At 68.3% G+C, this 25,133-nt stretch carries 21 protein-coding genes; 7 read left to right on the top strand and 14 right to left on the bottom strand.

All coding sequences use genetic code 11. The features are described 5' to 3' along the window. The first annotated feature begins 5 nt into the window (after window positions 1–5). The 3 genes from ACQY4K_RS18675 to ACQY4K_RS18665 are packed head-to-tail and all read left to right on the top strand — an operon-like array spanning window position 6 to window position 3,615. Entirely contained in the window at window positions 6–2,891 is a 2,886-nt protein-coding gene (locus ACQY4K_RS18675) for a [protein-PII] uridylyltransferase (RefSeq protein ID WP_428391696.1), read from the top strand. Between the two features lie 23 nt (window positions 2,892–2,914). Then, window positions 2,915–3,355, top strand: a complete 441-nt coding sequence (locus ACQY4K_RS18670; protein ID WP_428391695.1) for a putative toxin-antitoxin system toxin component, PIN family — start codon at window positions 2,915–2,917, stop codon at window positions 3,353–3,355. After that, window positions 3,352–3,615: a hypothetical protein gene (locus ACQY4K_RS18665; RefSeq protein WP_428391694.1), complete on the top strand. Its 264-nt coding sequence runs from the start codon at window positions 3,352–3,354 to the stop codon at window positions 3,613–3,615. The genes ACQY4K_RS18670 and ACQY4K_RS18665 overlap by 4 nt, the downstream gene beginning before the upstream one ends. A gap of 43 nt (window positions 3,616–3,658) precedes the next feature. Here the strand turns inward: ACQY4K_RS18665 and ACQY4K_RS18660 are convergent, their stop codons facing one another. From ACQY4K_RS18660 to ACQY4K_RS18650, 3 genes are read right to left on the bottom strand one after another with little or no spacing between them, the layout of a single operon-like run. Further along, the gene (locus tag ACQY4K_RS18660; RefSeq protein WP_428391693.1) at window positions 3,659–4,525 is read right to left on the bottom strand and encodes an SDR family NAD(P)-dependent oxidoreductase; all 867 of its coding nucleotides are present in this window, start codon (window positions 4,523–4,525) and stop codon (window positions 3,659–3,661) included. A gap of 10 nt (window positions 4,526–4,535) precedes the next feature. After that, complete coding sequence (locus tag ACQY4K_RS18655; RefSeq protein ID WP_428391692.1) at window positions 4,536–5,672, bottom strand: acyl-CoA dehydrogenase family protein; 1,137 nt, start codon at window positions 5,670–5,672, stop codon at window positions 4,536–4,538. Between the two features lie 5 nt (window positions 5,673–5,677). Beyond that, on the bottom strand, window positions 5,678–6,871 hold the full coding sequence (locus ACQY4K_RS18650) for an acyl-CoA dehydrogenase family protein (RefSeq protein WP_428391691.1): 1,194 nt from the start codon (window positions 6,869–6,871) through the stop codon (window positions 5,678–5,680). A 90-nt stretch (window positions 6,872–6,961) separates the two neighbouring features. Here ACQY4K_RS18650 and ACQY4K_RS18645 point away from each other — a divergent pair, with 90 nt between their 5' ends. After that, the gene (locus ACQY4K_RS18645; protein ID WP_428391690.1) at window positions 6,962–7,738 is read left to right on the top strand and encodes a tyrosine-protein phosphatase; all 777 of its coding nucleotides are present in this window, start codon (window positions 6,962–6,964) and stop codon (window positions 7,736–7,738) included. Here the strand turns inward: ACQY4K_RS18645 and ACQY4K_RS18640 are convergent. From ACQY4K_RS18640 to ACQY4K_RS18605, 8 genes are all read right to left on the bottom strand, one after another. Next, window positions 7,735–8,865: a glycosyltransferase gene (locus tag ACQY4K_RS18640; RefSeq protein WP_428391689.1), complete on the bottom strand. Its 1,131-nt coding sequence runs from the start codon at window positions 8,863–8,865 to the stop codon at window positions 7,735–7,737. The two genes, ACQY4K_RS18645 and ACQY4K_RS18640, sit on opposite strands and share 4 nt — an antisense overlap. Further along, on the bottom strand, window positions 8,846–10,552 hold the full coding sequence (locus tag ACQY4K_RS18635; RefSeq protein WP_428391688.1) for a dihydroxyacetone kinase family protein: 1,707 nt from the start codon (window positions 10,550–10,552) through the stop codon (window positions 8,846–8,848). The genes ACQY4K_RS18640 and ACQY4K_RS18635 overlap by 20 nt, the downstream gene beginning before the upstream one ends. After that, a complete protein-coding gene (denD, locus tag ACQY4K_RS18630) occupies window positions 10,549–11,523 on the bottom strand; it encodes a D-erythronate dehydrogenase (protein WP_428391687.1) in 975 nt (324 codons plus the stop codon). The genes ACQY4K_RS18635 and denD overlap by 4 nt, the downstream gene beginning before the upstream one ends. Window positions 11,524–11,544: 21 nt before the next feature. Continuing rightward, a complete protein-coding gene (locus ACQY4K_RS18625; protein WP_428391686.1) occupies window positions 11,545–12,789 on the bottom strand; it encodes an NRAMP family divalent metal transporter in 1,245 nt (414 codons plus the stop codon). A 102-nt stretch (window positions 12,790–12,891) separates the two neighbouring features. Further along, a complete protein-coding gene (locus tag ACQY4K_RS18620) occupies window positions 12,892–14,811 on the bottom strand; it encodes a ribonucleoside-diphosphate reductase subunit alpha (RefSeq protein WP_428391685.1) in 1,920 nt (639 codons plus the stop codon). Between the two features lie 149 nt (window positions 14,812–14,960). After that, window positions 14,961–16,472 (bottom strand): response regulator, encoded by a 1,512-nt coding sequence (locus ACQY4K_RS18615; protein ID WP_428391684.1) that lies wholly within the window; start codon window positions 16,470–16,472, stop codon window positions 14,961–14,963. 141 nt (window positions 16,473–16,613) lie between these two features. Further along, window positions 16,614–17,693 (bottom strand): saccharopine dehydrogenase NADP-binding domain-containing protein, encoded by a 1,080-nt coding sequence (locus tag ACQY4K_RS18610; RefSeq protein ID WP_428391683.1) that lies wholly within the window; start codon window positions 17,691–17,693, stop codon window positions 16,614–16,616. 84 nt (window positions 17,694–17,777) lie between these two features. Beyond that, the gene (locus tag ACQY4K_RS18605) at window positions 17,778–19,022 is read right to left on the bottom strand and encodes a cation:proton antiporter (protein ID WP_428391682.1); all 1,245 of its coding nucleotides are present in this window, start codon (window positions 19,020–19,022) and stop codon (window positions 17,778–17,780) included. Window positions 19,023–19,238: 216 nt separating this feature from the next. On the opposite strand from ACQY4K_RS18605, the gene ACQY4K_RS18600 reads away from it, so the two are divergent. Both ACQY4K_RS18600 and ACQY4K_RS18595 read left to right on the top strand, forming a co-directional pair. Then, window positions 19,239–19,796 (top strand): sigma-70 family RNA polymerase sigma factor, encoded by a 558-nt coding sequence (locus ACQY4K_RS18600; RefSeq protein WP_428391681.1) that lies wholly within the window; start codon window positions 19,239–19,241, stop codon window positions 19,794–19,796. After that, window positions 19,793–20,491 carry an anti-sigma factor gene (locus ACQY4K_RS18595; protein WP_428391680.1) on the top strand — a complete coding sequence of 233 codons (699 nt, stop codon included), beginning with the start codon at window positions 19,793–19,795 and terminating at the stop codon, window positions 20,489–20,491. Before ACQY4K_RS18600 ends, ACQY4K_RS18595 begins: the two co-directional genes overlap by 4 nt. Window positions 20,492–20,557: 66 nt before the next feature. Here the strand turns inward: ACQY4K_RS18595 and ACQY4K_RS18590 are convergent, their stop codons facing one another. Together ACQY4K_RS18590 and ACQY4K_RS18585 are read right to left on the bottom strand one after the other, a co-directional pair. Further along, a complete protein-coding gene (locus ACQY4K_RS18590) occupies window positions 20,558–21,436 on the bottom strand; it encodes an alpha/beta hydrolase (RefSeq protein ID WP_428391679.1) in 879 nt (292 codons plus the stop codon). Window positions 21,437–21,450: 14 nt separating this feature from the next. Further along, window positions 21,451–22,212, bottom strand: a complete 762-nt coding sequence (locus ACQY4K_RS18585; RefSeq protein WP_428391678.1) for an EAL domain-containing protein — start codon at window positions 22,210–22,212, stop codon at window positions 21,451–21,453. Between the two features lie 88 nt (window positions 22,213–22,300). On the opposite strand from ACQY4K_RS18585, the gene ACQY4K_RS18580 reads away from it, so the two are divergent. Then, window positions 22,301–23,644 (top strand): purine-cytosine permease family protein, encoded by a 1,344-nt coding sequence (locus ACQY4K_RS18580; protein ID WP_428391677.1) that lies wholly within the window; start codon window positions 22,301–22,303, stop codon window positions 23,642–23,644. Here the strand turns inward: ACQY4K_RS18580 and ACQY4K_RS18575 are convergent. Further along, entirely contained in the window at window positions 23,604–25,112 is a 1,509-nt protein-coding gene (locus tag ACQY4K_RS18575; protein ID WP_428391676.1) for a peptide MFS transporter, read from the bottom strand. The two genes, ACQY4K_RS18580 and ACQY4K_RS18575, sit on opposite strands and share 41 nt — an antisense overlap. Between the last annotated feature and the right edge of the window lie 21 nt (window positions 25,113–25,133).

The following is a 25,133-nucleotide window of genomic DNA, read 5'->3' as shown; positions in this document are numbered from 1 at the left end:
ACATAATGCGTCCGTTCCACTCCCCTCCGCGCGCCAGCCAGGCTCCGGCCTGCCAACCGCCAGACCCCGAGACCGCGACCCGCGCGCTGGCGGCGTCGCTTGCCAGCCCCTCGGAAGCGGCCGGGCCTACCCCGCGCGATGTTGCCATCGGACTGTTCCGACGCCATCTCGCGCGCGTGCAGCAAGCTGTGCGCGAGGCGTTCGAGCAGCACGTACTGACCGGCACACAGGCGGCCGAACTGCTATCTGCGCTGACCGACGGCATGATCCTGACCCTGCACGACTTTACTCTCGCCGAAGCACGGACGGAATCGCGCGACACGCCGCGGCAGATCCTCACCGTCGCCGCGACTGGCGGCTACGGGCGCGGCCTGCTGGCGCCGTTCAGCGATATCGACCTGCTGTTCCTGACCGAGGAGACCCCTTCCGAGGAAATCCTCGGTTTGGTCGAGTTCATGCTCTATTTCCTCTGGGATCTCGGGCTAAAGGTCGGGCATGCGACCCGCTCGGTCGGGCAATGCATTGCCGAGGCGGCCGAGGACGCCACCATCCGAACGACCTTGCTGGACGCGCGACGAATCGCCGGCGACGCTTCTCTGTTCGCAATGTTCCAGGCGCGCACCATCGTCGCCAACGTCACCAGCGGTGCAGGCGCCTTCATCGCCGCCAAGCAGCGCGAACGCGCGATCCGCCATGCGCGCTACGGCGAGAGCCCGTTCCTGGTCGAGCCCAACATCAAGGAGGGACGCGGCGGACTGCGCGACATGCAAACACTCTATTGGCTGTGCCGCTACGCCTTCGGCGGCGTCGAGACGCGCGACCTGGTGGATCCGGCAAGCCCCGGCGGCGGCCTGCTGACCGAGCAGGAAGCCAAGCGCGCGCGCCGCAGTTGGGACTTCCTGTGGACCGTGCGTTTCCACCTGCATTATGTCGCCGGCCGCGCCGAGGAGCGTCTCACGTTTGACATGCAGCCGGTGGTCGGCGCCCGCATGGGCTACACGCGGCACGGCCGACAGGTCGGAGTCGAGCGCTTCATGCGGCATTATTTCCTGACCGCGCGCGAGGTCATGCGCCTGACCCACGTGCTCGAACCGGCGGTGCTGCGCCAGGCTCTCGGGCCACCCGCGCATTCGCCGGAGACCGACGACATTATGCGCGCCGCCGGCTTCATGCTGTCGGACGGGCAAATCCTGGCCGCCCCCGGCGTCGATTTCGACCGCGAACCGATCCTGATGATGCGCCTGCTCGCCTTTGCCGCCGCGCGCAACCTGCCGATCCACCCGCTGGCGATGCACGAGCTGATCCGCTGCGAGCGACGCGCCGCGAGCCTGCGTGGCAACGAGGAGGCCTCGGCAATCCTGCTCGATCTGCTCTGCGGCGAGCGCCCCGGCAGCCGCGCGGCATCCGCATCAGACGATCCGGGTCCGAATCGCGCCCGCTGGCTCGGCGTGCTGAACGAGACCGGACTGCTCAGCCGGCTGATCCCGGCCTGGTCGCGCATTGTCGGCCAGATGCAGTTCGACACCTATCATGTGTTTACCGTCGATGAGCACATCATCGAGGCGGTGCGCATCCTCGGCACCCTGGAAGCAGGCGCCCTCGCCGACGCCGCTCCGGTCGCCAACACGCTGGTCGAGGATTTGCAATCGCGACGCGCACTCTATGTCGCAACCCTGCTGCACGACATCGCCAAGGGACGCGGCGGCGATCATTCCGAACTCGGCTCGGAAATGGCACTGACCATCTGCCCGGCCCTGGGCCTGTCGGCGGAAGAGACCGAGACCGTCTCCTGGCTCGTGCTGCACCATCTGCTGCTCAGCCAGACTGCGTTCCGTCGCGACATCGACGATCCCAAAACCATCCTCGATATCGCCGACACCATCCAGTCGCCCGAGCGACTCAAGCTGCTGCTGCTGCTGACCGTGGTCGACATGCGGGCGGTCAGCGGCAAGGTCTGGAACGCCTGGAAGGCGGCGCTGCTGCGCGAGCTCTACACCCGCGTCGCCGAGGTGCTGGCCGGCGGGCTGTCCACCACCGAACGCGATATCAGGGTGGCGCGCGCCAAGGACGAGGCGCGCATGCTGCTCGAGGAGGAGGATTTCTCCGGCCGCGAGATCGAGCGGTTCCTGGGCCTCGGCTATGGCGGCTACTGGCTGTCGTTCGACAGCGAGACGCATCTGCGGCACGCTCGCATGATCCGCGATTCCGAGCAGCTCGCAGCCCCGCTCACCGTCGAGGCGCAGCCGCTGCCGGCCCGCGCGGTCACCGAAGTCACCGTCTACACCACCGACCACGCCGGCCTGTTCTCGCGCATCGCCGGCGCCCTGGCCGTCGCCGGCGCCTCGATCGTCGACGCCCGCATCCACACCATGACCAACGGCATGGCGCTCGACACCTTCTGGATCCAGGACGCCGCCGATGGCATCTTCGACGCCCCGCACCGCCTCGCCCGCCTGTCCGGCCTGGTGGAGCAGGCACTCGCCGGACGCCTCGATCTCGGCACTGAAATCGCCCGCGTCTCGCGCACCAGCATGGGACGTCGCATGCGCGCGATCCACGTGCCGCCGCGCGTAGTCGTCGACAACCGCGCGTCAAACACCTACACCGTCATCGAAATCAACGGCCGCGACCGGCCTGGCCTGCTGCACGACGTCACCGACGCGATCAGCAAGCAGGGCATGCAGATCGCGTCGGCCCACATCACCACCTACGGCGTACGCGCCGTCGACGTGTTCTACGTTAAGGACGTGTTCGGCCTTAAGATCAGCAACGAACGCAAGCTCGCCGACCTGCGCGAGGCCCTGCTGTTGGTGCTCACCCGCGCCGAGGACGCCCTGGTGCTGCCAACCCCGGCCCCCTCACGACGCCCGACCGCGAACGAGGCGGCCTAATGGAGTGACACATCCCATAGGATGTGCTTTATTCCGCCGTGCATCGCGTGGTCTTAGACAGCTCGGTCGTGATCTCGGCGTTTCGCAGCAGACATGGCGCGGCAAACGCCGTCATGGATCTCGTTGCCTCTCGGCAGATAGTGCCCCTGGCAACGCCAGCGCTGTTTCTGGAGTACGAGGAAGTATTGAAACGACCGGAGCAACGCAGCGTCTCCGGTCTGACTCTGGCAGAAATCGACCGGACGCTTGCGGCCCTTGCCGCGGCTCTCGAACCAGTTGACGTGCGTTTCATCTGGCGCCCGCAGCTTTCGGACCCCGATGACGAAATGGTTTTGGAGGCCGCCGTAAACGGGCGTGCGGACGCTCTGGTCACACATAATCTGGCCGACTTCGAAGCAATTGCGCCGAAGTTTGGTCTGTTGGTCGTCCGACCGGCCGACCTGCTCGGGAGGGTTCGAGGATGAGCAAAGCAACGTATCCGCTAAAGCTGCCAAGCTCGATCAAGGTCGCGGCGGCGCGGCTGGCCAAGGAAGATGGCGTGTCGTTAAACCAGTGGATCGCCTCCGCGGTCGCACAGAAAGTTGGCGCGGTCGAAACCGCGGCCGACTTCTTTCGCCAACGTGCCGGCAATGCACAGCCCGAAGAGCTGCACGCAATTCTTGCGTGCGCGCCGGATCGGGCGCCCGATACCGGCGACGAACGGCCGCGATCGGACCCGGACTGAACGCGGCGTCCCGACCTCCGCTGCCGATAGAGCGGACAGGCGATCAGCCTTTCCGCGCCTCGCGTATTCTTTGCGGGTCCGGCCGAAAGCCGGCGCCGTGTTCGGCGCGCAGCTTCGCAAGACGCGCGCCTTCGCGTGCCACGACGTCGAACAATGTCTCGGGTTCGGCTGCGCGCAGCAGGGCCGCCGCGCGCTCGGCGCCTTCGGCGATCAGGATTTCACGCGTGCCGGCTTCGAGCCCCGCCATGATCTGTTCGGCCACGATCTCCGGCGCCATGCCGTTGTCGATATTGTCGTCGGAGATGCCGCGCACGGAGCCGTCGCCCAGCAGCGCGTTGACGGCAATGCCGGTGCGCACCGAGCCCGGCAGGATCGTGCTCACCTTGATGCCGTAGGCCAATTCGATTTCGGCCCGCAATGCGTCGCAGTAGCCGACCAGCGCGTGCTTGGCAGCGCAATAGGCCGCGCGCAGCGGCGTGCCGACCTTGCCCGCGACCGAACTGACGGCGGCGATATGCCCGTGCCCTCGCTCGATCATGCGCGGCAGGACCAGTTGCGTCAGACGCACCGGCGCGAAGAAATCCACCTCCATCAGCGCGCGATAGACCGCCATGTCGGTATCCAGCGCCAGGCTGCGCTGGCTCACCCCGGCATTATTGACCAGTAGATCAATGCTCCCACGCCATTCCCAGGCGCGTGCAACGACGTCCGGCAGGCCTGCGAAATCGATAGTATCGAACGCCAGAACCAGGGTCGGCGTGGGCAGACTGGCCGCGATACGATCGAGCGCTTCGGTGCGGCGCCCGGACAACACCACCGCGGCACCGCGCGCCGAAAGCGCGCGCGCGAGTGCTTCTCCAATCCCCGAGGAGGCGCCGGTCACCCAAGCCGTCCTGCCCGACCAGTCCATGCGATTTCCCCTAATACCCGGACAGTCTGGCGAGCTGGTCGGCGTGGTGATCCGCGTCGCCGAAGAGTTCGCCAAGTACGCGCGCGCGCTTCATGAAGAAGCCGATATCGTAATCATCTGTCATGCCGATGCCTCCATGCATCTGCACGCTTTCCTGCACCGCCAATGTGCTCGCCAGGCCTGACAGCGCCTTGGCGACGTGGGTCGCGCGCGTTGCCTGCGGATCGCCAGTGTCGAGCAGTTGCTGTGCCTTGAGCACGGCAGCGCGGGCGACTTCCAGCTCGGCATAGAGGTGGGCCGCGCGATGTTGCAGCGCCTGGAAGCTGCCGATCGTCTGGCCGAACTGCTTGCGCGTGCCGAGATAGTCGACGGTCATGCGCATCGCGCCGGCGGCGACACCGACAAGCTCGGCGGCGGCGCCGACCCGCACGGCGCCGAGCACGCACGCGAGGCCCGACGAGCCGGCATCGATCTCGCCGATCACCGCGTCGGCATCGACCGTGACGCCGTCGAGGCGCAGATGCGAGGCGAGCGAGGAGTCCGCGAGGCGTTCTGGTGTCGCGGTCAGGCCGGCGGCACCCTGCTCGACCGCAAACAGGGTGATCCCGTCCGCGTCGTCGTCGGCGCCGGCGGTGCGGGCCGAGACCAGGATGAGATCGGCGACATGGCCGTGTGCCACGAAGCGCTTCTCTCCGGTCAGGCGAAAGCCGTTGCCGGAACGCTGTGCTCGCATCGCAACCCGGGTCGGGCGGTGCCGGCTCGCCTCGTCAAAGGCGAGTGCCGCGATCAGCGTGCCGTCCGCGATCCTGGAGAGAAAGCGCGCCTGAGCGGGGGCGGCGGCCGAAGCGAGGGCGGCGGCGGCACCCACCGACGTGCTCAGGAACGGTGAGGGTGCCAGGTTGCGGCCGATTTCCTCCAGGATGATCCCGGCTTCCACTTGGCCGAGCCCGAGTCCGCCATGCGCCTCGCCGACGAGCACCCCGGTGAAGCCCATCTCGGCGAAGGACTGCCACAAGTCGCGCGAAAACCCGGTCGGATCGGCCGCATCACGCAGCGCCCGCAGATGCCGCACCGGGGCACGCTCGGCCATGAACGGGCGCACCGTGTCGGCGAGCATCGTCTGGTCGTCGTCGAGAAACAGCGGCATGCGCCTCAGGCTCCCGGGAGTGCCAGGATGCGCTTGGCGATGATGTTGAGCTGGACTTCGGAGGTGCCGCCCTCGATCGAGTTGGCCTTGCTGCGTAGCCATTCACGCGCCGCCGCACCGCCATGCGACGCTTCGCTGTCCCAGGCCAGCGCATCCGAACCGCGCGCCGCCATCATCAATTCCAGTCGCTGCTTGTTCAGCTCGGTGCCGTAATATTTCATCATTGATGGTTGCGCAGGGTGCCCGCGGCCGGCCTTGAGCTCGTCGATGAAGCGCTCGGACATGGCGGCGAAGCCGGCGGCCCGCACCTCGAACAGCGCAATGCGCGCGCGCAGCAACGGATCGTCGAGCCTGCCGTCCGGCTCGGCACCGATCGCCTCGATGGCGATCTGCGGCAGGCCCTTCTCGCCGCCACGCCCAAGCCCCATGCCGGAGATCATCTCGCGCTCGTGCCCGAGCAGGTATTTCGCAACTTCCCAGCCCTGGTTCAGGCCGCCGACGAGATCCTCCTTGGGCACGCGCACGTCGTCGAAGAAGGTCTCGCAGAACGGCGAGGCGCCGGAGATCAGCAGGATCGGCCGCGTGGACACACCAGGCGTGGTCATGTCGAACAGCAGGAAGGAGATGCCGCCCTGCTTGGCGCTCCGGCTGGTGCGGACCAGGCAGAAGATCCAGTCGGCGCGGTCGGCGTAGCTGGTCCAGACCTTCTGGCCGTTGACGATGAAATGCTCGCCCGCGTCCTCGGCCCAGGTTTGCAGGCCGGCGAGATCGGAGCCGGCGCCCGGCTCGGAATAGCCCTGGCACCAGCGTATCTCGCCGCGCGCGATCGGCGGCAGATGCCGCAGCTTCTGCGCCTCGCTGCCGTATTTCAGCAGCGCCGGACCGAGCATGGAGATGCCAAACGAGTTCAGCGGATTGCGGCAGCCAAGCCGCGCCATCTCGGCGCGCACCACCTTGCTCTCGGCGGCCGAGAGACCGCCGCCGCCATAAGCGCTTGGCCAGTCCGGCACCGTCCAGCCGCGCGCACCCATGCGCTCGAGCCAGAGCCGTTGCGGTTCGCTGAGCGTCGCGTTGCGGCCGCCCCAGACCAGATCCGCCTCGCTGCGATAGGGCGTGCGCATCTCAGGCGGGCAGTTGGCCTCCAGCCAGGCACGTGCCTCGCTTCGGAAATGCTCGATCGGATCGTTGGTTGCACTCATCTTCAACGGCCTCGCGGGTCACGCGATTAGCATACTCATGTTTCGAACGCGGGCAATGACGGGGCTGCCCGCACGTGCTAACGCCACGCCATGCGCGATGTTGAACAGTACGATTTCGAACGCATCGACAACCTGCGCGACTTCGGCGGGGTTGCCTCCCTGCACGGCGGCCGGGTGCTCGCCGGTCGCCTGTTCCGCTCCGCCCATCTCGGCGATGCGAGCAGCGCCGACATCGCAGGCCTCGAACGGCTCGGCATCGCCATCGTCACCGATCTCCGACGCACCACCGAGCGCCGCCGCCAGCCCTCGCGCTGGCAGGCGTTCACCGGCCGCTTGATCTGCTCGGACACCGGCGATCGTGCCGAGGGGCCGCACGTCGAGTTCCTGCGGCAGGGCGATTTCAGCGATGCCGGTGTTGCGGCCTATCTCTCCGGCTACTACCGACAGGCGCCGTTCGAGCCGCGCCATCTGGCGATGTTCGCGGAGACCTTCGCGGCCTTGCAGGAGATCGATGGCGCGCTCCTGGTACACTGCGCGGCGGGCAAGGACCGTACCGGCCTGCTCGCGGCCCTGATCCAACGGGCGCTCGGTGTCCACACCGACGATGTAATGGCCGACTTCCTCGCCACCAACGCGGTGATGATGACACCGGCGCGTAGGCAGCAGGTCGCAGAGAGCCTCGCCCCGATCGTTGGCGGGGCGCCAAGCGAGGCGATCCTGCGCGGCTTCATGGGGGTGAGCACGGGTCATCTGCAAATCGCCTTCGCCGCCATCGACGCACAGGCCGGCAGCCTTGACGCCTACTTCGCGCGGATCGGCATGGGCGCCGCCCAGCGGGACGGCCTGGGCGCCAGATTGCTGGTCTAGCGGCGGCGCCAGACCAGGGTCGCGGAAATCGTATAGTTCCAGACGACCCCGATCAGCGCGCCGGCGGCGCCGGCGAGCGCGCCGTTCAGATGGCCGCGATAGAGCATTGCCGCGATGCCGACATTGGCGGCCGCCCCCAGGCCGCAGACCAGCATGAACAACACCAGCCCCCGCCATAGGCGGCGCCCGCGTAACGCCTGGTCGCGATAGGTGATGCGGTTGTTGAGCTGGAAATTGGTGATCATCGCGACCAGGGTTGCGATCAGCTCGCCGATGCCAAACGCCATCCCTGTCGCGTCGCGCAGCAGCACCAGCACACCGACATTGACCAGGATGCCGATCGCGCCCACCGCCGCGAAGCCGATGAAACGCAGCGGCACGACGCCGCCAAGCGCCTTGTCGAGCAGCAGGGCCGCGAACTGCGCCAGCACCAGCACGTCGAGCTTGCTCTTGCCGGCGACACGCTCGTGGAACACCGCCGGGATTTCGCGCACCCTGAGCGCGCGGTCGCTCAGCAACAGGTCGAGCAGGATCTTGAAGCCCTGGCCGGTGAGCCGCTCGGCGCAGCCCTCGAACGCCCTGTTGCGGATCATGAAGAAGCCGCTCATCGGGTCGGTGAGACGCACCCGCAGCAGCGCCTGGGCGAGCCGGATGCCGGCCTCGGAAAGCCGGTGCCGCCAGTTGCCGCCGAGACCCTCGGCGTTGCCGCCGGCGGCATAGCGGCTGGCGATGACGACGTCGCAGGGTGCCGCCGCCAGCAGGCGCAGCATTTCAGGCAGACGGGTCTCGTCGTGCTGCAGGTCGCCATCGATGACGGCGATGGTGTCGGCCGAGCTGCTGAGCGCGCCCTCGATCACCGCCGACGCGAGACCCCGCCGTCCGACCCGGCGCAGGCAGCGGATGCGCGCGTCGTTTCGCGCCAGGGCGCGCACGGCGGCGGCGGTGCCGTCCGGGCTGTTGTCATCGACGAACACGATCTCCCAGCGCACACCTTCGAGGGCGTCCGCGATCCGCTCGGCGAGCACGGCGACGTTCTGGCGTTCGTTGTAGCAGGGTACGATGATGCTCAGCTCGGGGCCCGGCGCGGCGCGCCCGGCGCGTAGCGTCTCAGGTGCTGCCCGCAGCAATCCTCGCCCCTATCGCATCCAGGCACAGCGAGAGCGACGTCGCCCCGGCGTCGGGATGTCCCTTGCTGCGTTCCGCAAGCGGCCGCGCACGACCCAGGCGCGGCGATAGCGCCGACGTGGCTACGGCCGCGTCGCGGGCGGCGGTCGCGGCCGCCGACCAGGCGGCGGGCAAACCGTCGCCGGCCGCAAGCGCTTGCGACAGGCTCTGCACGAAGGGGTGCAGCGAATCGACCAGGGTCTTGTCGCCGAGGCGAGCACCGCCGAGCCTCACGATCGCCGCGCGAGCCGCATCGGCGGCACGGGCCGCGTCGGGCGCAATCAGGCCGCGATCGTCGCGCAAGGCCCGTGCCGCCGCTACGAGGCCGACGCCCCAGAGCGCGCCGGAGGTGCCGCCGGCGCGCGCCGCCCAGGCCTCGCCGGCCGCGGCCAGCACGCCTGCGGGTCCCGCCGACGCGGCCGCGGCCTGCGACGATGCCGCGGAAGCGGCCGCCGAGCCGCGCGCCATGCTTTGGCCGTGATCGCCATCGCCGGCGATGGCATCGAGGCGTCCGAGCTCTGCCTCGGCCGACGCCATCGCCTCGGCGAGTGCTGCCATGGCCTGCGCGATCCGGGCGCCGTCGCGGACGGCCGCGTCATCGGCAGCCTTGGCATACTGCACCGTCTCGGCGTCCTCGGGCGGGAACGAGGCTGCCTCGACGAGCGGGCGGCGCTGCATGACCGGCGCGTCGCAGGGCGCCAGCCAGAGCCGTTCGAGCCCGTCATCGAGCCAGCACAGGCTGAGCGAGGAGCCGGCCATGTCGAGGCTGGTGGTGAACGCGCCAACCAACGGGGCGACGACCTCCAGACCGCCCGCGCGCAGACGGGCCGCGACCTGGTTCCACAACACGAACAGCTCCTCGCCACCGGTGCCGCCAAGGCCGTTGAGGATGGCCGCGACCCGACGGCCGGCGCCCGCCGGTGCCTCGGTGAGCAGGCGCTCGACCAGCAGCGACGCGAGTGCCGCGGCCGGCATCGACGCGCGCTCCTCGATCCCGGCCTCGCCGTGAATCCCCAGGCCGATCGCGATTTGGCCGTCCTCGATGCTGAACAGCGGTGACGCGGCACCCGGCAGCGTGCAGCCGTGCAGGGCGACACCGAGCGAGCGGGTGGCCGTGTTGGCGCGTCGGGCGACCGCCTCGACCGCATCGAGATCAGAGCCGGCTGCGGCCGCCGCACCCGCTGCCTTGAGCACCAGGAGGTTGCCAGCGATGCCGCGCCGACGCCCGGGCTCTGCGTCGCTGGCCACATCGTCGGTAACCGCGATCAGCCGGGCCTCGATGCCGTCGGTCGCGAGCAGCTCCGCCGCCAGGCCGAAATTGAGCACGTCGCCGGCATAGTTGCCGTAGCCGAGCAGCACGCCGCCACCGCGATGGGCCAGGCGCGCGACGTGTCGGATCGCCGCCGCCGAGGGCGAGGCGAACACGTCGCCGGCGACCGCGGCGGTGGCGAGTCCAGGTCCGACATAGCCGGCAAACGCGGGATAGTGGCCGCTGCCGCCGCCGACGACGAGGGCGACGTGGCCGTCGGCAAGCGCGTCCGCACGCAGCGCGCCGCCGCGCACCGCGCGCACCCGGCCGGCATGCGCGTCGCAGAACCCGGCCAGGGCGCTTGCTGCGAAGTCGGCGGGATCGTCGTGCAAATGGGTCACGGCAGCTTGCCGTCCAGCTCGTCCTCGACATAAGCGCGGATGATGTCCTCGAAGCGGCTCTCCGCAGCAAAGCCGAGTGCCTGCGCCCGCTCCGCCGTGAAGCCCCGCGCCCAGCCGCCGACGATGCGTTCGATGACCGGGTCGGGTTTGCTGCGGATCAGCGACACCGCGCGGTCGCCCGCGACGGCGCGCAGCGCCGCGATCTGCTCGCCCACCGTGACCGACAGTCCCGGCATCGTCAGGTTCGGGCGGCCTTCGAGGGCGGCGGTGTCGAGCCCGGCCGCATGGATCAGGAAATGCACCGCCGAGCGGGGACTCGCCATCCAGTGCCGCACTGACTCGGCGACCGGCAGGATCGCCTCCTGTCCTGCCAGCGGCTCGCGAATGATGCCTGAGAAGAAGCTCGACGCGGCGCGGTTGGGCTTGCCCGGACGCACGCAAATGGTCGGCAGCCGCAGCCCGATGCCGTCGAAAAAGCCGCGGCGGGAATAATCCGCGAGCAGCAATTCGCCGATGGCCTTCTGGGTGCCATAGCTGGTCTGCGGGGTGAGCGCGAAATCATCGTCGATGCGGTCCGGCATGACACCGCCGAACACCGCATTGCTGGAGGCGAAGACAAGGCGCGGGCTCCAACCGTTGACGGCGCGGACTGCCTCGAACAGCAAGCGGGTGCCGTCGAGATTGACCGCGTAGCCGCGCTCGAAATCCGCTTCCGCCTCGCCCGAGACGATCGCGGCGAGATGGTAGATCACGTCCGGCCGCTCGCGCAGCAACGACCCGGCGGTTCCGGGGACCGCGAGATCGACGGCACCGCAGGTGGCGGCTTCAAAGCCGGGCGGCGGAGATGGGGCGACCACATCGACCAGGGCGAGATGCGTGAGAGGCTGTCCTGCGAGCGCGCCATCCGCGGCGAGTCGCTCGGCGAGCTTGCGGCCGATCATGCCGGCCGCACCCAGGATGAGTACGCGCATTTCTTGTCCTCCCTCGCGGGGCTAGAACCAGCCTATGCCCTGCAGGCCGCCGAACACTCCCAAGCTGGTGGTCAGCACGGCGACCGCGATAACCAGCTTCATATAGGTGCCGCGCAGGCGCGTGGAGTCCGGCAGTGCATAGACCGCAAGCGCGATCAGGAAACCGAGCACCAGCGGCAGCAGCAGCGCGTTCATCACCTGCACCGCGACGTTGAGCGAGACCAGGTTCGGCCAGTAGGTGACCAGCACCGCGCCGGCGAGCACGCAGACGGCATAAACGCCATAGAACCAGCCGGCCTCGAAGGGCTTGTATTCAAGCGAACGGCGGTAGCCGGCCACCTCGCCCAACCCCCAGGCCAGTGCCAAGGACGCCACGATCGCCGCCACCATGCCGGCGCCAATGGTGCCGACTCCGAACACCAGATGACCCCAGGTGACGCCGAGGAACGGGGTAATGGCGCCGCTGATGTCGCCGATGGTGTTGAGGCTGACCTTGACGTCGGAGCGGTGCAGGGTCGCGGCGACCGCCATCAGGATCGCCGCCATCACCAGCTGGGTGACCACCGAGCCGATCGCGGTGTCCCAGCGGGCCGCGGCAAGATGCTCCGGACGCAGACGCTTATCGGCGATGGCGGACTGCTGGTAGAAGATCATCCAGGGCATGATCACCGCACCGATGTTGGCGGCGACCAGATAGAGGTAGTCCTGGTTGGCGAGCGGGATGCGAACCGCTTGGCGCACCACCTCGTGCAGGTTGGGGTGGGCTGCCACCACGACGCCGAAAAAGGCGAACTCGAACAGGCCGAGGAGGATCGCGACACGTTCGACCCGGCGGTAGGACCCGGTCATGACGATCGCCAGGAGGGCGACGGCGGCGAGCCCGACGCTCACCCCGCGCGGCACGCCGTAGAGCTCGCCGACGCCGGCGACACCGGAGAATTCGGTGAGCAGCGCGCCGATCACGGCAATGACCATGCCGCCGACCGAAACCCACGCCCAGAACGCCCCGAAGGTGTCGCGGATCAGCTCGCCATGGCCGCGGCCGGTATGCACGCCAAGACGGACGGTCAGCTCCTGGACCATATAGAGGATGGGCATCAAAACGAATTGCAGCAGCAGCAGCCGGTATCCCCAGGCGGCCCCGCTCTGCCCGGCGGTGATCACGCTGCCGACGTCGGTATCCGCCAGCATGACCACGATCCCCGGCCCGAACACCGCAAGCAGGCCGAGCGGACGACGACGGATGGCAATGAGGGTCTGCTGCAAGCGATCTGCTCCAAACGGCGTCGGGATCCGCATGTTGCGAACCGTTCTCAGTTGGAGAGTTAGAGCGGCGGTGGCGGCGGTGTCAACCGCCACTCCCAATCGCTATTGGCAGGCCAGACACTCGTCGTAGTCGCGGGCGTCGTCCTGAAGGGGTACGGTCGCCTTCGTCACCGGCGGCAGCACCTCGATCTTGTCGAGCATGTCGCTGACCGTGTCGGCGCGCTGGATGGACAATGAGCGGCAGTAATAGAGCGACTTCACCCCGCGCCGCCAGGCCAGCATATGGATCTGGTGCAGGTCGCGCTTGTGGATGTCGGCGGCCAGGAACAGGTTCACCGACTGGCTCTGGCAGATATAGGGCGTGCGGTCGGCGGCGTGTTCGACCACCCAGCGCTGGTCGAGCTCGAAGGCGGTCTTGAAGACGTCCTTTTCGTGCTGCGTCAGGAAGTCGAGATGCTGCACGGTGCCCTTGCTCAGGGTGATCGAGGACCACACCTCGTCCGTGTCGAAACCCTTCTCGATCAGCAGCTTGCGCAAGTGACGGTTGCGCACGGTGAACGAACCCGACAGTGTCTTCTGCAGGAACACGTTGGCCGCGATCGGCTCGATCCCGGGGCTCGCGTTGCCGGCGATGATCGAGATCGAGGCGGTGGGTGCGACCGCAAGCTTGTGCGAGAATCGCTCCTGGATGCCGTATTCGGCGGCGTCGGGGCAGGCGCCGCGCTCCTCGGCCAGCATGCGCGAGGCGGCGTCCGCCCCGGCCCGCAGATGGCCGAACATGCGCTTGTTCCAGACCTTGGCGATGACGCTCTCGAAGGGGATGCGCTGGGACTGCAGGAAGCCGTGGAAGCCCATCACGCCCAGGCCCACCGAGCGCTCGCGCGATGCCGCGTACTTGGCGCGCGCCATGTCGTCGGGCGCCCGGGCGATGAAGTCGCTGAGGATGTTGTCGAGGAAGCGCATCACGTCCTCGATGAACAGCGGATGGTCCTTCCAGTCGAACCAGGTCTCGAGATTGACCGAGGAAAGACAGCACACCGCGGTGCGCTGTTCGCCGTGCTGGTCGATGCCGGTGGGCAGCATAATCTCCGAGCACAGGTTGGAGGTCTTGACCTCAAGCCCGGCGAGCTTGTGATGCTCGGGACGGGCGTTGTTCACATGGTCCGAGTAGATGATGTAGGGCTCGCCCTGCTCCATCCGCGCGGTCAGGATACGGATCCACAGGGAGCGGGCAGAGACCTGGCGTATATGGGTGCCGTCCTTGGGCGAGGTCAGCGGCCAGGCCTCGTCGGCCTCGACCGCGCGCATGAAGGCGTCGGGGATCAGGATGCCGTGATGCAGGTTCGGCGCCTTGCGGTTCGGATCGCCCCCGGTGGGGCGGCGCATCTCGATGAACTCCTCGATCTCGGGATGCGAGACCGGCAGATAGACCGCCGCCGAGCCGCGACGCAGCGAGCCCTGGCTGATCGCCAGGGTCAGGCTGTCCATCACCCGGATGAACGGAATCACCCCGGAGGTCTTGCCGTTGCGGCCGACATTCTCGCCGATCGAGCGCAGATTGCCCCAATAAGAGCCGATGCCGCCGCCCTTGGAGGCAAGCCAGACATTCTCGTTCCATAGGCCGACAATGCCCTCAAGGCTGTCGGAGGCCTCGTTGAGAAAGCAGGAGATCGGCAGGCCGCGGTCGGTGCCGCCGTTCGAGAGCACCGGAGTCGCCGGCATGAACCAGTGCCGCGAAATATAGTCGTAGATGCGCTGGGCGTGTGCGGCGTCGTCGCCATAGGCGCTGGCGACTCGGGCGAACAGGTCCTGGTAGCTCTCGCCGGGGAGCAGATAGCGATTGTCGAGCGTGGCGCGGCCGAAATCGGTGATCAGGGAGTCGCGGCTGCGATCGACCCGGACCTGGTGATGGCCACGCAACTGCACCGCGTCCACGAGCAGCGCCGCCGAGGCGGTTTCGGCACCATTGCTCTCCTCGCCTTGCTGCGCGGATGCGGCATCGTGGACTTCGTGCAAGGTCATCAAGTTCTCCGTGGAGCCCGGCAATCGCGACGCCGCCGACTCTGCTCATGCATGCTAGATTTCGGGCATCTCGTTGCCGCACACCACTAGATGAGGTTTGCGCGCGATTTTCAAGGACGATCTGCAGAGCTCGCCCCGGAGCCGGTTCATTACGGAGGTGCTACGGCTTCCAGGAGCTCGGCGATCCTTGCCGCCAGCGCACCGAGGGTGAACGGCTTGGTCAGCACCGGAATACCAGGTTCCAGCACCACGTCGTTGTTGGTGCCGAACGCGTAGCCGGTAATGAACAGGATCGGCAGCCCGGGCCGCAGCTGCCGGGTGCGCCGCGCCAGGGTGGAGCCGTCGAAGCCACCCGGCAGCCCGATATCGGTGATCATCAGGTCCAGCGCCACACCCTGCTGCACCAACGCCATCGCCGCGAACGCGTCCTCGGCCTCCTGGACGCTGTGGCCGCGCTCACGCAGCAGATCCACCACCAGCATGCGCACCACCGCCTCGTCATCCACCACCAGGATATGCGCGGGCGTCGCGGCCGGCATCTTGGCACCTGCCGGCTGATGCAGCGGCATCGCGACGCGAAGCGCCCCATCGCGTTCCCCGGCCTCGCGCGCCCCAGCCTTGGGTTCCAGCCTGCCGCCACAGGCATCGAGCAGCGGCTGCAGCATCGGCAGGGTGGCCGGATCCGGCATGACCGGTTGGCACTCGAGCCCGAGCACCGCATGGCCGCCCTGCACACCGAGTGTCACGGTGAGCGCCTGCGCATCCATCGCCGTCGCACAGGCCAGGGCGGCATCGAGCAAGGCACTCTCCAACAGATGCGGATCGCATCGCACGGTCATCCTGGTGTCGCCGGGATTGCGCACGCGCGGTGTCAGCCCGGGGGGGAGCCTGTCGCCGATCCGCTCGGCCATCGCCACCACGACACGGTCCAGCGCCAGCAGCGACGACCCGCGCGACTCGCGCAGCGGGCCAAGGCGCCCCAGCGCGATCTGCGCATCGAGGCGCTCCGTCACATCTGTGGCAAAGCCCACGCGCGGCTCTGATCTGTGCGTGGCGAACCAGACGCCGCGACCCTCCCTGGGTCGGACCGGCACCAGGCACTCGCCCCCAGGATCAGCCGAGCCGCTGGCCCAGCGCGCCAGAAACGCGGCCCTGTCGGGAGCCTCATGGAACCGCTCGGCAAACGCCCGATTGCACCAGGTCACGGCACCCTCGGCATCGCACGACCAGGCGAGTTCGCGCATCGCGTCCGCGAGCCGTGCCGTAAAAAGCTGGTCGGCCAGCCGCCGGCCGAGCCTGCGCAGGGCTGCCTCGATACCAGAGGGAAAGCCCCCGTCGCGCAGCAGGCAGAGCAGCGCCGCCACCTCACCGGAAGGGTCGCGCAATGCCACGCCGCAGCCCTCGTGGCCGCCAACGCCGCGATAGACCGGCGCGTCGTCATCGCCCGGATGCAAGCACAGCAGCGCCTGGGCATCCGGCGCCGCACCCGCATCAACGCCCCCCGCATGAAAGCCGTGCGAAAACGCGACCGAAGGCTCCGATCCGGGCGCTAAAAGCAGCAACAAGACGTGCCGCGCACCGCTCAGCGCTCGCGCGATGGCCGCATACTCCGCGAGGGCTTCCGGGTCGACGCCGGATGGAAGATCGCGTGCTGGATCCATCTCCGTCCTCGATGACGCCGGCCCCATAGCCGACCGCCGGGCAAGGAAGCCGATCATCGCCGCGACGACCGTCTGGCCAGTGTCAAGGCAATGGAGTGGGCCCGGTGAAGAGACTGTTAACGAAACTTTACCGTTAGTAAACTAACTTCCGGAGAAAACTTTGCCGAAACGGTTCTCCAGGAACATACCAAGACCGATATCTTCCTGCCGGACATAGCCGGACTGCGGCAGCTTGCCCGTCGCCAGCAGATCGAGCACTGCGCAGATACTGCCGGCGGTGGTGAGTTGGATCGCCGTGCGCGGCCGCCCGGCGAGCGTGCCGTGCTCGACCCGGCGCGCGAGCGTCTCCTGCGTCAGCCGGCCATCACGGCTGCCGATCACGGTCACGAAAATCACCACCACGTCCTGCGCGGTCGCCGGCAGCGCGTGTTCGAGAATCGCGCGCAGCATGTCGCGCCGCTCGCCCAGACGCAGATCGCGCAGCAGCAGCTTCATTACCGCGGCATGGCCCGGATAGCGCATCGTGCGATAGTTCAGCTCGCGCACGCGACCTGCATAGGTGTCGCACAGCGAGCCAAGGCCGCCCGACGTGTTGAACGCCTCGTAGGCGACACCGTCGATCGCCAGCGTCTCGCACTCCTCGAGCGCCCCAACCAGTTGCCGTTCGCCATGCACGATCGCCTCGCACGGTTCAAGATATTCGTTGATGACCCCTTCGGTGCTCCAGGTCAGGTTGTAGCCGAGCGCGTTCTCTGGATAGCGCGGCAGGGCTCCGACTCGCAGCCGGATGCATTCCAGGCTCGCGAAGCGGCTGGCGATGTCGTGTGCCGCGATCGAGACGAAGCCGGGTGCAAGGCCGCATTGCGGAATGAACGCGGCCCGCGACGTCCGCGCCATGTCGCGCACGATCCTGGTGCTGGCGACGTCCTCGGTGAGGTCGAGATAATGCGCGCCGACCGAGAGTGCTGCCGCGGCGATCCTGGTGGTGAGGTGGAACGGTGCCGCCGATAGCACCGCATAGCGACCACCCAGGGCACGCGCCAGGTCCTCGGACGCACCGATATCGAGGGCCAGGCGGCCTACGTCGCCGGCGATATCGATGCGGTCGAGCGTCCTTTGGTCGCGATCGATCAGCGTCACTGCATAGTCGCCGGACGTCGCCAGCAGTTCCGCGATAGTCGAGCCGATCTTGCCGGCGCCGATGACGGCGATGTCGTGCATGCTTGGCTCCTGCGAGGCGGCCTGGGTGGTTACGGCCGTCGCCGACGCTCAGGGTAGCCTGCCGGCGGCGGCGTTGCCATCGCTCTAGCGGCGCTGGCGTCCGAGGATGTGGGTCAACGGCGTGCTGGACGCGCCGTGCGCCAGCACCGAGGCGCCCACCGCGAGACTGATGGCAGGCCAAAGGGCCGCCGATCCGGTCTCCTGCTGGATGTGCATGGCGTAGAACAAAGCGGCGGCCCCAATCGGCCCGAACCAGCCGGCGAAGGCGGCACTGCGCCGCGAGCGCGTCGCCGGCATCAGCCTCCCCAGCAGCAGCCAGGCCGGGATCCGTCGCAGCAACAGGATCCCCAAGCCGAACGCGGCACCCCGCCAGCCGAGGCCGAGCCAGGCCGACCACGGGATCACCGCGCCGAAGAGGATCATGATCGGCAGATCGAAGAACCGCGCCAGCGCCTCGCTGAAGCGTTCGTGCTGCTCTTCCTGCTCGGCCGCGCGATGGCTGTTGCTGAGCACGGCGCCGGCGACGAAGGCGGCGAGGATTTCGTCCGCGCCCAGCAGCCGCACCCCGGCGGTGACGGCGAGCGCCAGCGCAATGGTCACGGTCAGCAGCGAGGCCTCGTCGGCGTCCGACCGATGGCGCGTCCAGGCCATGCCCTTGGCGGTCAGCCATCCGGCAGCAGCCCCCGACAGGATGGCGCCGCCGACCTCCCAGCCGACCACGTGCACCAGCCAATCGACCCCCGCCTTGCCCGGCGCATGCCGCATCAGCAGGATCGGCAACATCACCAGCGGCAGTCCGAGCCCGTCATTGATGCCGCTCTCGGCGGTCATCGCATGGCGCAGTTCGGCCGGCACCGCGCGCTCGGCCAGCCGGCCGGAGAGAATCGGCGCGGACAGTACCGGGTCGGTCGGCGCGATCGCGGCACCCACCAGCAGGCACAGTATCAGCGGCAGCTGCAAGGCCGCCGCCGTCACCAGCGCGCCCGCCGCCCACATCAGCAGCATCCCCGGTCCAAGTGCGATCGCCAGGGTGCGCCAGTTCCGACGCAGCCAATGCGCCGGCAGCCGCACCGCGGCACCGGTGACCGCGATCGCCAGGGTGAATCGGGCACCCTCGCGCAGGATGGCGGCGTCGAGATGGCTGTGGCTGGGATCGAGATGCACCAGTCCCAAGGCCATCGGCCCGAGGGCGACACCGGCGAGCGCGCAGGCGAGCGGCTCGGAAATCCAGAGCCGGTCGTTGATCACGCCGGAGGTCGAGCCGAGGGCGACCAGAAGGCCGAAGACGCACAGGATCAGCAGCCAGGTGTCCTGAGAGAGCAAGGCCATCGCGTCCTGCGCCGGTCTGCCGTTTATTGCCGATGCACGCGCACCGGTCGAGTGCGCCAGGGATTCGCATCGAATGTGACGATCTTGCATCCATTTGTCGCAATCCGTCGTAGTCCTGGCATGAACGCTCTGGTCGCAACCGCACGCGGAGTCTCGCCAAGGGAGATGCGGCCGGCTAGTCTCAAACAAAGGACTACGGAGTGGTTTGCGCCTCGCATGCCGGACAACACGTCACCCGAGCCGGGCGAGTCTCTCGACGCGTTGCTGGAACGCTGCGGCAATGGCGACCGGACTGCTTTCCGGCGGCTCTACGATGCGCAGTCGGCACGTCTCTACGGCCAGGCGCTGCGGCTCACCCGCCAGCCGCAACTCGCCGCCGACGCCGTGCATGATGCCTTCCTGCAGGTCTGGCAACGCTCCTCGCGCTTCGATCCCGCCCGCGGCCATGCCGAGGCGTGGCTGGCCAGCCTGCTGCGCTATCGCGCCATCGATATCCTGCGCAGGCGTGGCCGCGAGAGCTACGGCGTCGAGCCGGCGGAGGAGGCGGACTCCGCACCGGACGCGCTCGACCAGCTCGTCACCTCGTCGGCAGGGACCGAACTGCGCCGCTGCCTCGACCTGCTCGAGGAGGGGCAGCGACGCGTGGTGCTGATGGCGTTCGTCGAAGGGCTCAGCCACTCCGAACTGGCGAGCCGCCTGCAGGCGCCGCTCGGCACCGTCAAGTCCTGGGTGCGCCGCGCGCTCATCGGCCTCAAGCGGTGCCTTGAGCCATGAGCGGCAGCAGTGTTGATGATGCCGGACCGGAGCGTGACCTGATCGCGGCCGAATACGTCCTTGGCACGCTCGACAAAGACGACCGCGCGGCTCTCGCCCGCGAGGCGGAAGTCGATCCCGATACGCGCGCGGCGATCGAAGCCTGGGAGCGCCGCCTGTCGCCGCTGCTCAGCGTCGCCGCCCCGGCAACGCCACCCGCGTCGTTGTGGTCGAGAATCGAGTCCAGCGCCTGGGGTGGAGCCGCCGCAAAGACACCGACACCCTCGACCCAGCGCCCAAGCCGCCGCCTGAGGTTCTGGCAGGGCGGCACCGCCGCCGGCTTCGCGCTGGCCGCGGCACTCGCCGGTGTGGCGGTGCTGCGAGCGCCCCCGCTCAACACCGTCACGGCACTGTTGCCGCTCTCCAAACCCGGCGCTTCGGTGTTCATCGCCGAGGCGACACCAGGCGGCGGCCTGCTCGTCACCCCGGTGGGGGCGGTGCATGTGGCACCCGACCGCAACCTCGAACTCTGGCTGCTCAAATCCGGCGAAAAGGTACCCAAGCCGCTCGGTCTGCTGCCAGCCAGCGGCGTGCGACTCGCCGCCGGCAGCGTGCCGCAGGGTATACGCGCCAAAATCCTGGTCAGCCTGGAGCCACGCGGCGGCTCACCCACCGGCCTGCCGACCGGCCCGGTGCTGTGGGGTGGCGCCCTATAGGCGCGAACACGTGCAGTATTCCATGGCAGGTCCAGTCTGCGCGGGAACCGGATCAGGCCGCCCGGCCTACCAACGCGCCATCGCTTCGGCGGGTGCATGCATGAAGCTGGCGCTATCGCGCAGGCTGGGGGCGAGGAAACGCAACGGGCCGGAGAAGGCGGCTATGATCTCAACATGGCCAATGCCGGGGTAGAGGAGGTCCAGCGCAAAGCCGCCCTTGGCGCGGATGGCTGCCGCCAGCCGCAGGGTATTGCCCGGACGCACGGTCGTGTCGCGTTTGCCCGCGAGCAGCAGCACCGGCGGATTGCGGCCGTCGACATAGGTGATCGGCTGGGTGCTTTGCAGCGGCCGGCCGGGGGCGAAGATGTCGCGGAGTTCGTCGGTGTCGAGCGGCAGGAAGTCGTAGGGCCCGGCCAGACCGACCATGCCGCGCAGGTCGCCTCGGGGGGTCATGTCGTGCGCGGCGAGCCAGCGCGTATCGAGCGTCAGCATCGCCGCGTTATAGGCGCCCGCGGAATGGCCCATGATGAAGGGTGGTGCGGCACTGCCGCCGTAGCGCGCGGCATGCTGGCGGGTCCAGGCAAGGGCAGCGGCGCAATCCTGCAGGAAGGCGGGATAGCGCACCTCCGGGTAGAGCCGGTAGTCGGGGATGACCACGACGAAGCCGCGCGAGGCCAGCGCGTCACCGACGAAGCGATACATCGCCTTGTCGCCGCTGTCCCAGGAGCCGCCGTACAGGAACAGCACGACCGGCCGGCCCGAGATTGCGGATCCTGAGGGCGCATACACGTCGAGGCTGCGGCGCGGGCCGCTGCCATAGGCGACGCTGCGCGCAACCTGGTGGTCCGGCGCCAGCGCATTGACCAGTCCGGCCGGCGAGCAGCCGGCGAGCAGCAGCGGTGCGGACGCCAGCAAATGGCGCCGCATCAGGATAGCAGGGTGCAACGACCCGTCCGGTCTCAGGCGGCGCGCGCCGGCCAGAGCGCGTCGTCGCGGACGACCGCCTCGAATGCCGGTCTGGCAAAATAGAACCCCTGCATGAAGCGGCCGCCGGCGCCGCGCAAGGCTTCGACCTCGGCGCATGTCTCGACGCCCTCGAGCACGACCTTGATATCGAGTTCGCGGCCCAGGCCGATCATGCTGGCGGCGATGGCCAGGCGCGCCTGGTCCTTATCGCAGTCCTGCACCAGCGCGCGGTCGAGCTTGATGATGTCCGGCCGGAGCTCCGCCAGGCGCGACAGTCCGGAATAGCCGGTGGCGAAGTCGTCAAGCGCGATCTTGAAACCCTGCCGCCGATATTCCGTGACGATGCGGCGCAGATGCCCGGGGTCGGCGAGATCCTCGGTCTCGACGATCTCGAAGGTGAGGCGGTCGAGCGGAAAGCCGGTGCGGGCTGCCGCCTCCAAGGTGAGCCGGATGCAGGCGCGCGGCTCGTAGACGGCATTGGGCAGGAAGTTGATGTTGAGCTGCCGGTCAAGCCCGAGGCGGGCTGCGAGTTCGATTGCGCGCACCCGGCAGGCCTGATCGAACGCATAGCGGGTCTCGTTGGTGACCTGGCCGAGCACATGCCCGGCCCCCTCGCCGCCCGGGCCGCGCACCAGCGCCTCGTAGGCGTCGATGCGGCTCTCCTGGAGGTCGACGATCGGCTGGAATGCCATGGTAAACGGAAAGATTTCGCTCGCATCTTTGCAGGCGGCACAGCCGCTTGGTATCGGTGTCATGACTGCTCCTTCGTTTCGTTCGATGATACAGGCAAATCCCTAATCCGGCGTAAACGGATGCGCACGAACCTCTGGCATGGGAACACGTATGCGCCTTGCTCCGCGGATGGAACGCGCCGGCTTTACGATCGTGACCGAACCGGTGCCGGACGCGCTGAAGACGATGCGCATCGACCGTGTCTTCTGGAGTCATTTCGCACCCAATCTCGGGCCCGGCGGTTGGGTGGTGGGCGTGCTGCTGGTGACGCTGGGGCTGGGGTTTCGCCAGGCTCTGCTCGCAATCCTGCTCGGCAACCTGGTGGGCGCGGTTCCCGTGGCGCTGGCCGCGACGATCGGGCCACGCACCGGCCTGCCGCAGATGGAGTCGTCGCGACGGGTGCTCGGGCGTCGCGGCATACGGCTGCCCTCGTTCCTGAACTGGATGTATTGCGTCGGCTGGGACGCGGTGAACAATGTACCGGCGGCGACGGCGCTGATCGCGCTGGTGGCCCTGGCCGGTGCAGCGCCGCCGTTCTGGCTGGCACTCGGCGTGCTGGCGGCAATCCAGATGGTCGCCAGCATCTATGGTCATGATGTGGTGCAGGCGCTGCAGAAATATCTGGGCGCGATGCTGCTGGTGGCGTTCGCGGTGATCGGCGTGCTCGGCGCCCGGGACGCCGGGCTGCCGCACGCGGCACACCCGGCCACGCTCGCGACCTTCGTGCTGGCCACCGCGATCCTGGCAAGCTTCAACCTGTCATGGGCGACCTATTCGTCGGACTACACGCGCTATCTGCCGGCGGATACGCCGCCTGCGCGGATCGTCTGGCTGGCGCTGGCCGGACTGCTGGCCTCTGCGGTGCCGTTCCAGATCCTCGGCCTGATCACCGCCGGCGCCACCCACGAGGCGTCGCCGGTGGCGGTGATCGCCCATCTGCAACATGAAGCGGGTGCCCTTGGCCCAGTGGTGCTGGCGGCGATCGCAGCCTCCTCGATCACCGGCAACTCGTTTAACGACAACACCGCCAGCTACAGCCTGATCTCGGCCGGCATCCACGTGCCGCGGATCGCCGCCGCCATCCTGACCGCCTCGCTGGGCTACGTGATCGCGGTGTTCGGCGCCGGCCGCTATGCCGAGCTCTACACCAACTACCTGGTGGTGACTTTGTATTGGATCGCGCCGTGGATCGGCATCGTGCTGGCCGACTGGTATCTGATCGGCAACCAGCAGCGCGCCGCTCCCGAAGGCTGGACGGGGGCTGCCAGCATCTTCGTGGTCACCGCGGTGCTGACGGTGGCCCTGTTCTCGGTGAGCGACCCGTATACCGGGCCGGTGGCGAAGCTGCTGGGGGGTGCGGATATCGGCTATTATGCCGGCTTCTTCGCGGCCGGGGCGGCCTATGTGGCGCTGGTCAGGTCCGGCGCCGGTGCGCGGCGTCGAGTTTGGCCGTGATCGGCAGCAGCAGCGCGAACAGCGCGGTGCCGCCGCAGGCCAGAAGAAACAGCTTGAAGAACAAAGCGGTATAGAGCGGCAGCGTCTGCGCGGCGCTCGCCGCCACGCCGACATCGCCCGCGGCGGCATAGTTCGCAACCACGCTGCCGACATACATCGCCACACCGACGCCGACGAAGTAGGCCCCCATCATGAAGCCGCTCATCCGCGCCGGCACGTAGCGGGCGACCACGGCGAGTCCGAGACCGCTGATCAGCAATTCGCCGAGCGACAGCAGGCCGTAGCCCCAGACCATCACCCAGGACGAGACCATGGCGGTGGTGCTCGCCCGGCACGCGAGCCACCAGATCAGGAAGCCGGCGGCGACGGCGGCAAAGCCGACCAGGAACTTGCCGGCCATCGACAGGTCGCGGCCAGAAGCGCCGAGCCGGTTGTAGGCGAAGGCGAGCGGCGGGCTGAGCAGCATGATCCAGATCGGGTCGAGCGCCTGGAACTGCGCCGGCGACCAGGTGAAAAGACGCACGCCCGCCAGCGAGAAGCCGAGATTGACGTTGCGCAGCGCGAATAGGGTCAGCGAGGTCGCCATCTGCTGGTAGAAGATGAAGAACAGCATGACCTCAACGGTGAGCAGATACATCATCAGCAGCCCGGGCCGCTCCGAGGCGGCGCCGGTGCGGTAGGTCCAGACCCAGATCCCGGCCACGATCGCGCCTGCCAGCCAGACGCAGTCGCGCGCGAGGTCGGGGTGTTGCAGGACAATCCCGACCAGCACGATCGCGCCCAGCCCGACCGCGATCACCGCGGCCAGCCGGTTCGGGCGCAGCGGCCGGGCATCCGGCGCCGAACCGATGCCTTCGAGCAGATGCCGCATCATCAGGTAGTTCGCCAGGCCCAGCAACAGGCCGGCGACGCTCGCGGCAAACGCGGCATGCCAGCCGAAGCGATCCTTGAGCCAGGGCGAGAGCAGCAGCGACACCGTCGAGCCGACATTGACCGCCATATAGTAGATGGTGAAAGCGCCATCGAGGCGCCCATCGTCACCCTCGTAGATCCGGCGCACCAGGTTCGCGGCATTGGACTTGAACAGGCCGTTGCCGACCGAGATCGTGCCCATCGCGGCGTATAGCAGCACAACGCCGCGCGTCGGTAGCGACAGCAGCATGTAGCCCGCGGCCAGGGTGCAGGCGCCGAGCAGCATGGTGCGGCGCGAGCCAAGCACGGCGTCGCCGACCCAGCCGCCGATCGCAGGCGCAGCATAGGTGAGTGCCGCGAACGCGCCCCACAGCAGGTTGGCGCGGGAATCATGGAAGCCGAGCCGCTCCACCATGAACAGCAGCAGGATCGACTGCATGCCGTAATAGCCGAACCGCTCCCACAGCTCGATCATCAGCACCACGGAGAATGACTGCGTGCGGCTCGGCGGCCGCCGCTGCGTGGTCTGGTCGGACAGGACGGCAGGTGCGGACATCGCGGTTCCCGGCAACGTGAT

The sequence above is a fragment of the Lichenicoccus sp. genome (genome assembly GCF_965276875.1).
Taxonomy (GTDB): Bacteria; Pseudomonadota; Alphaproteobacteria; order Acetobacterales; family Acetobacteraceae; genus Lichenicoccus.
Note: the sequence above shows the minus strand (reverse complement) of the source record. Positions and strands in the feature narration are given on the sequence as shown.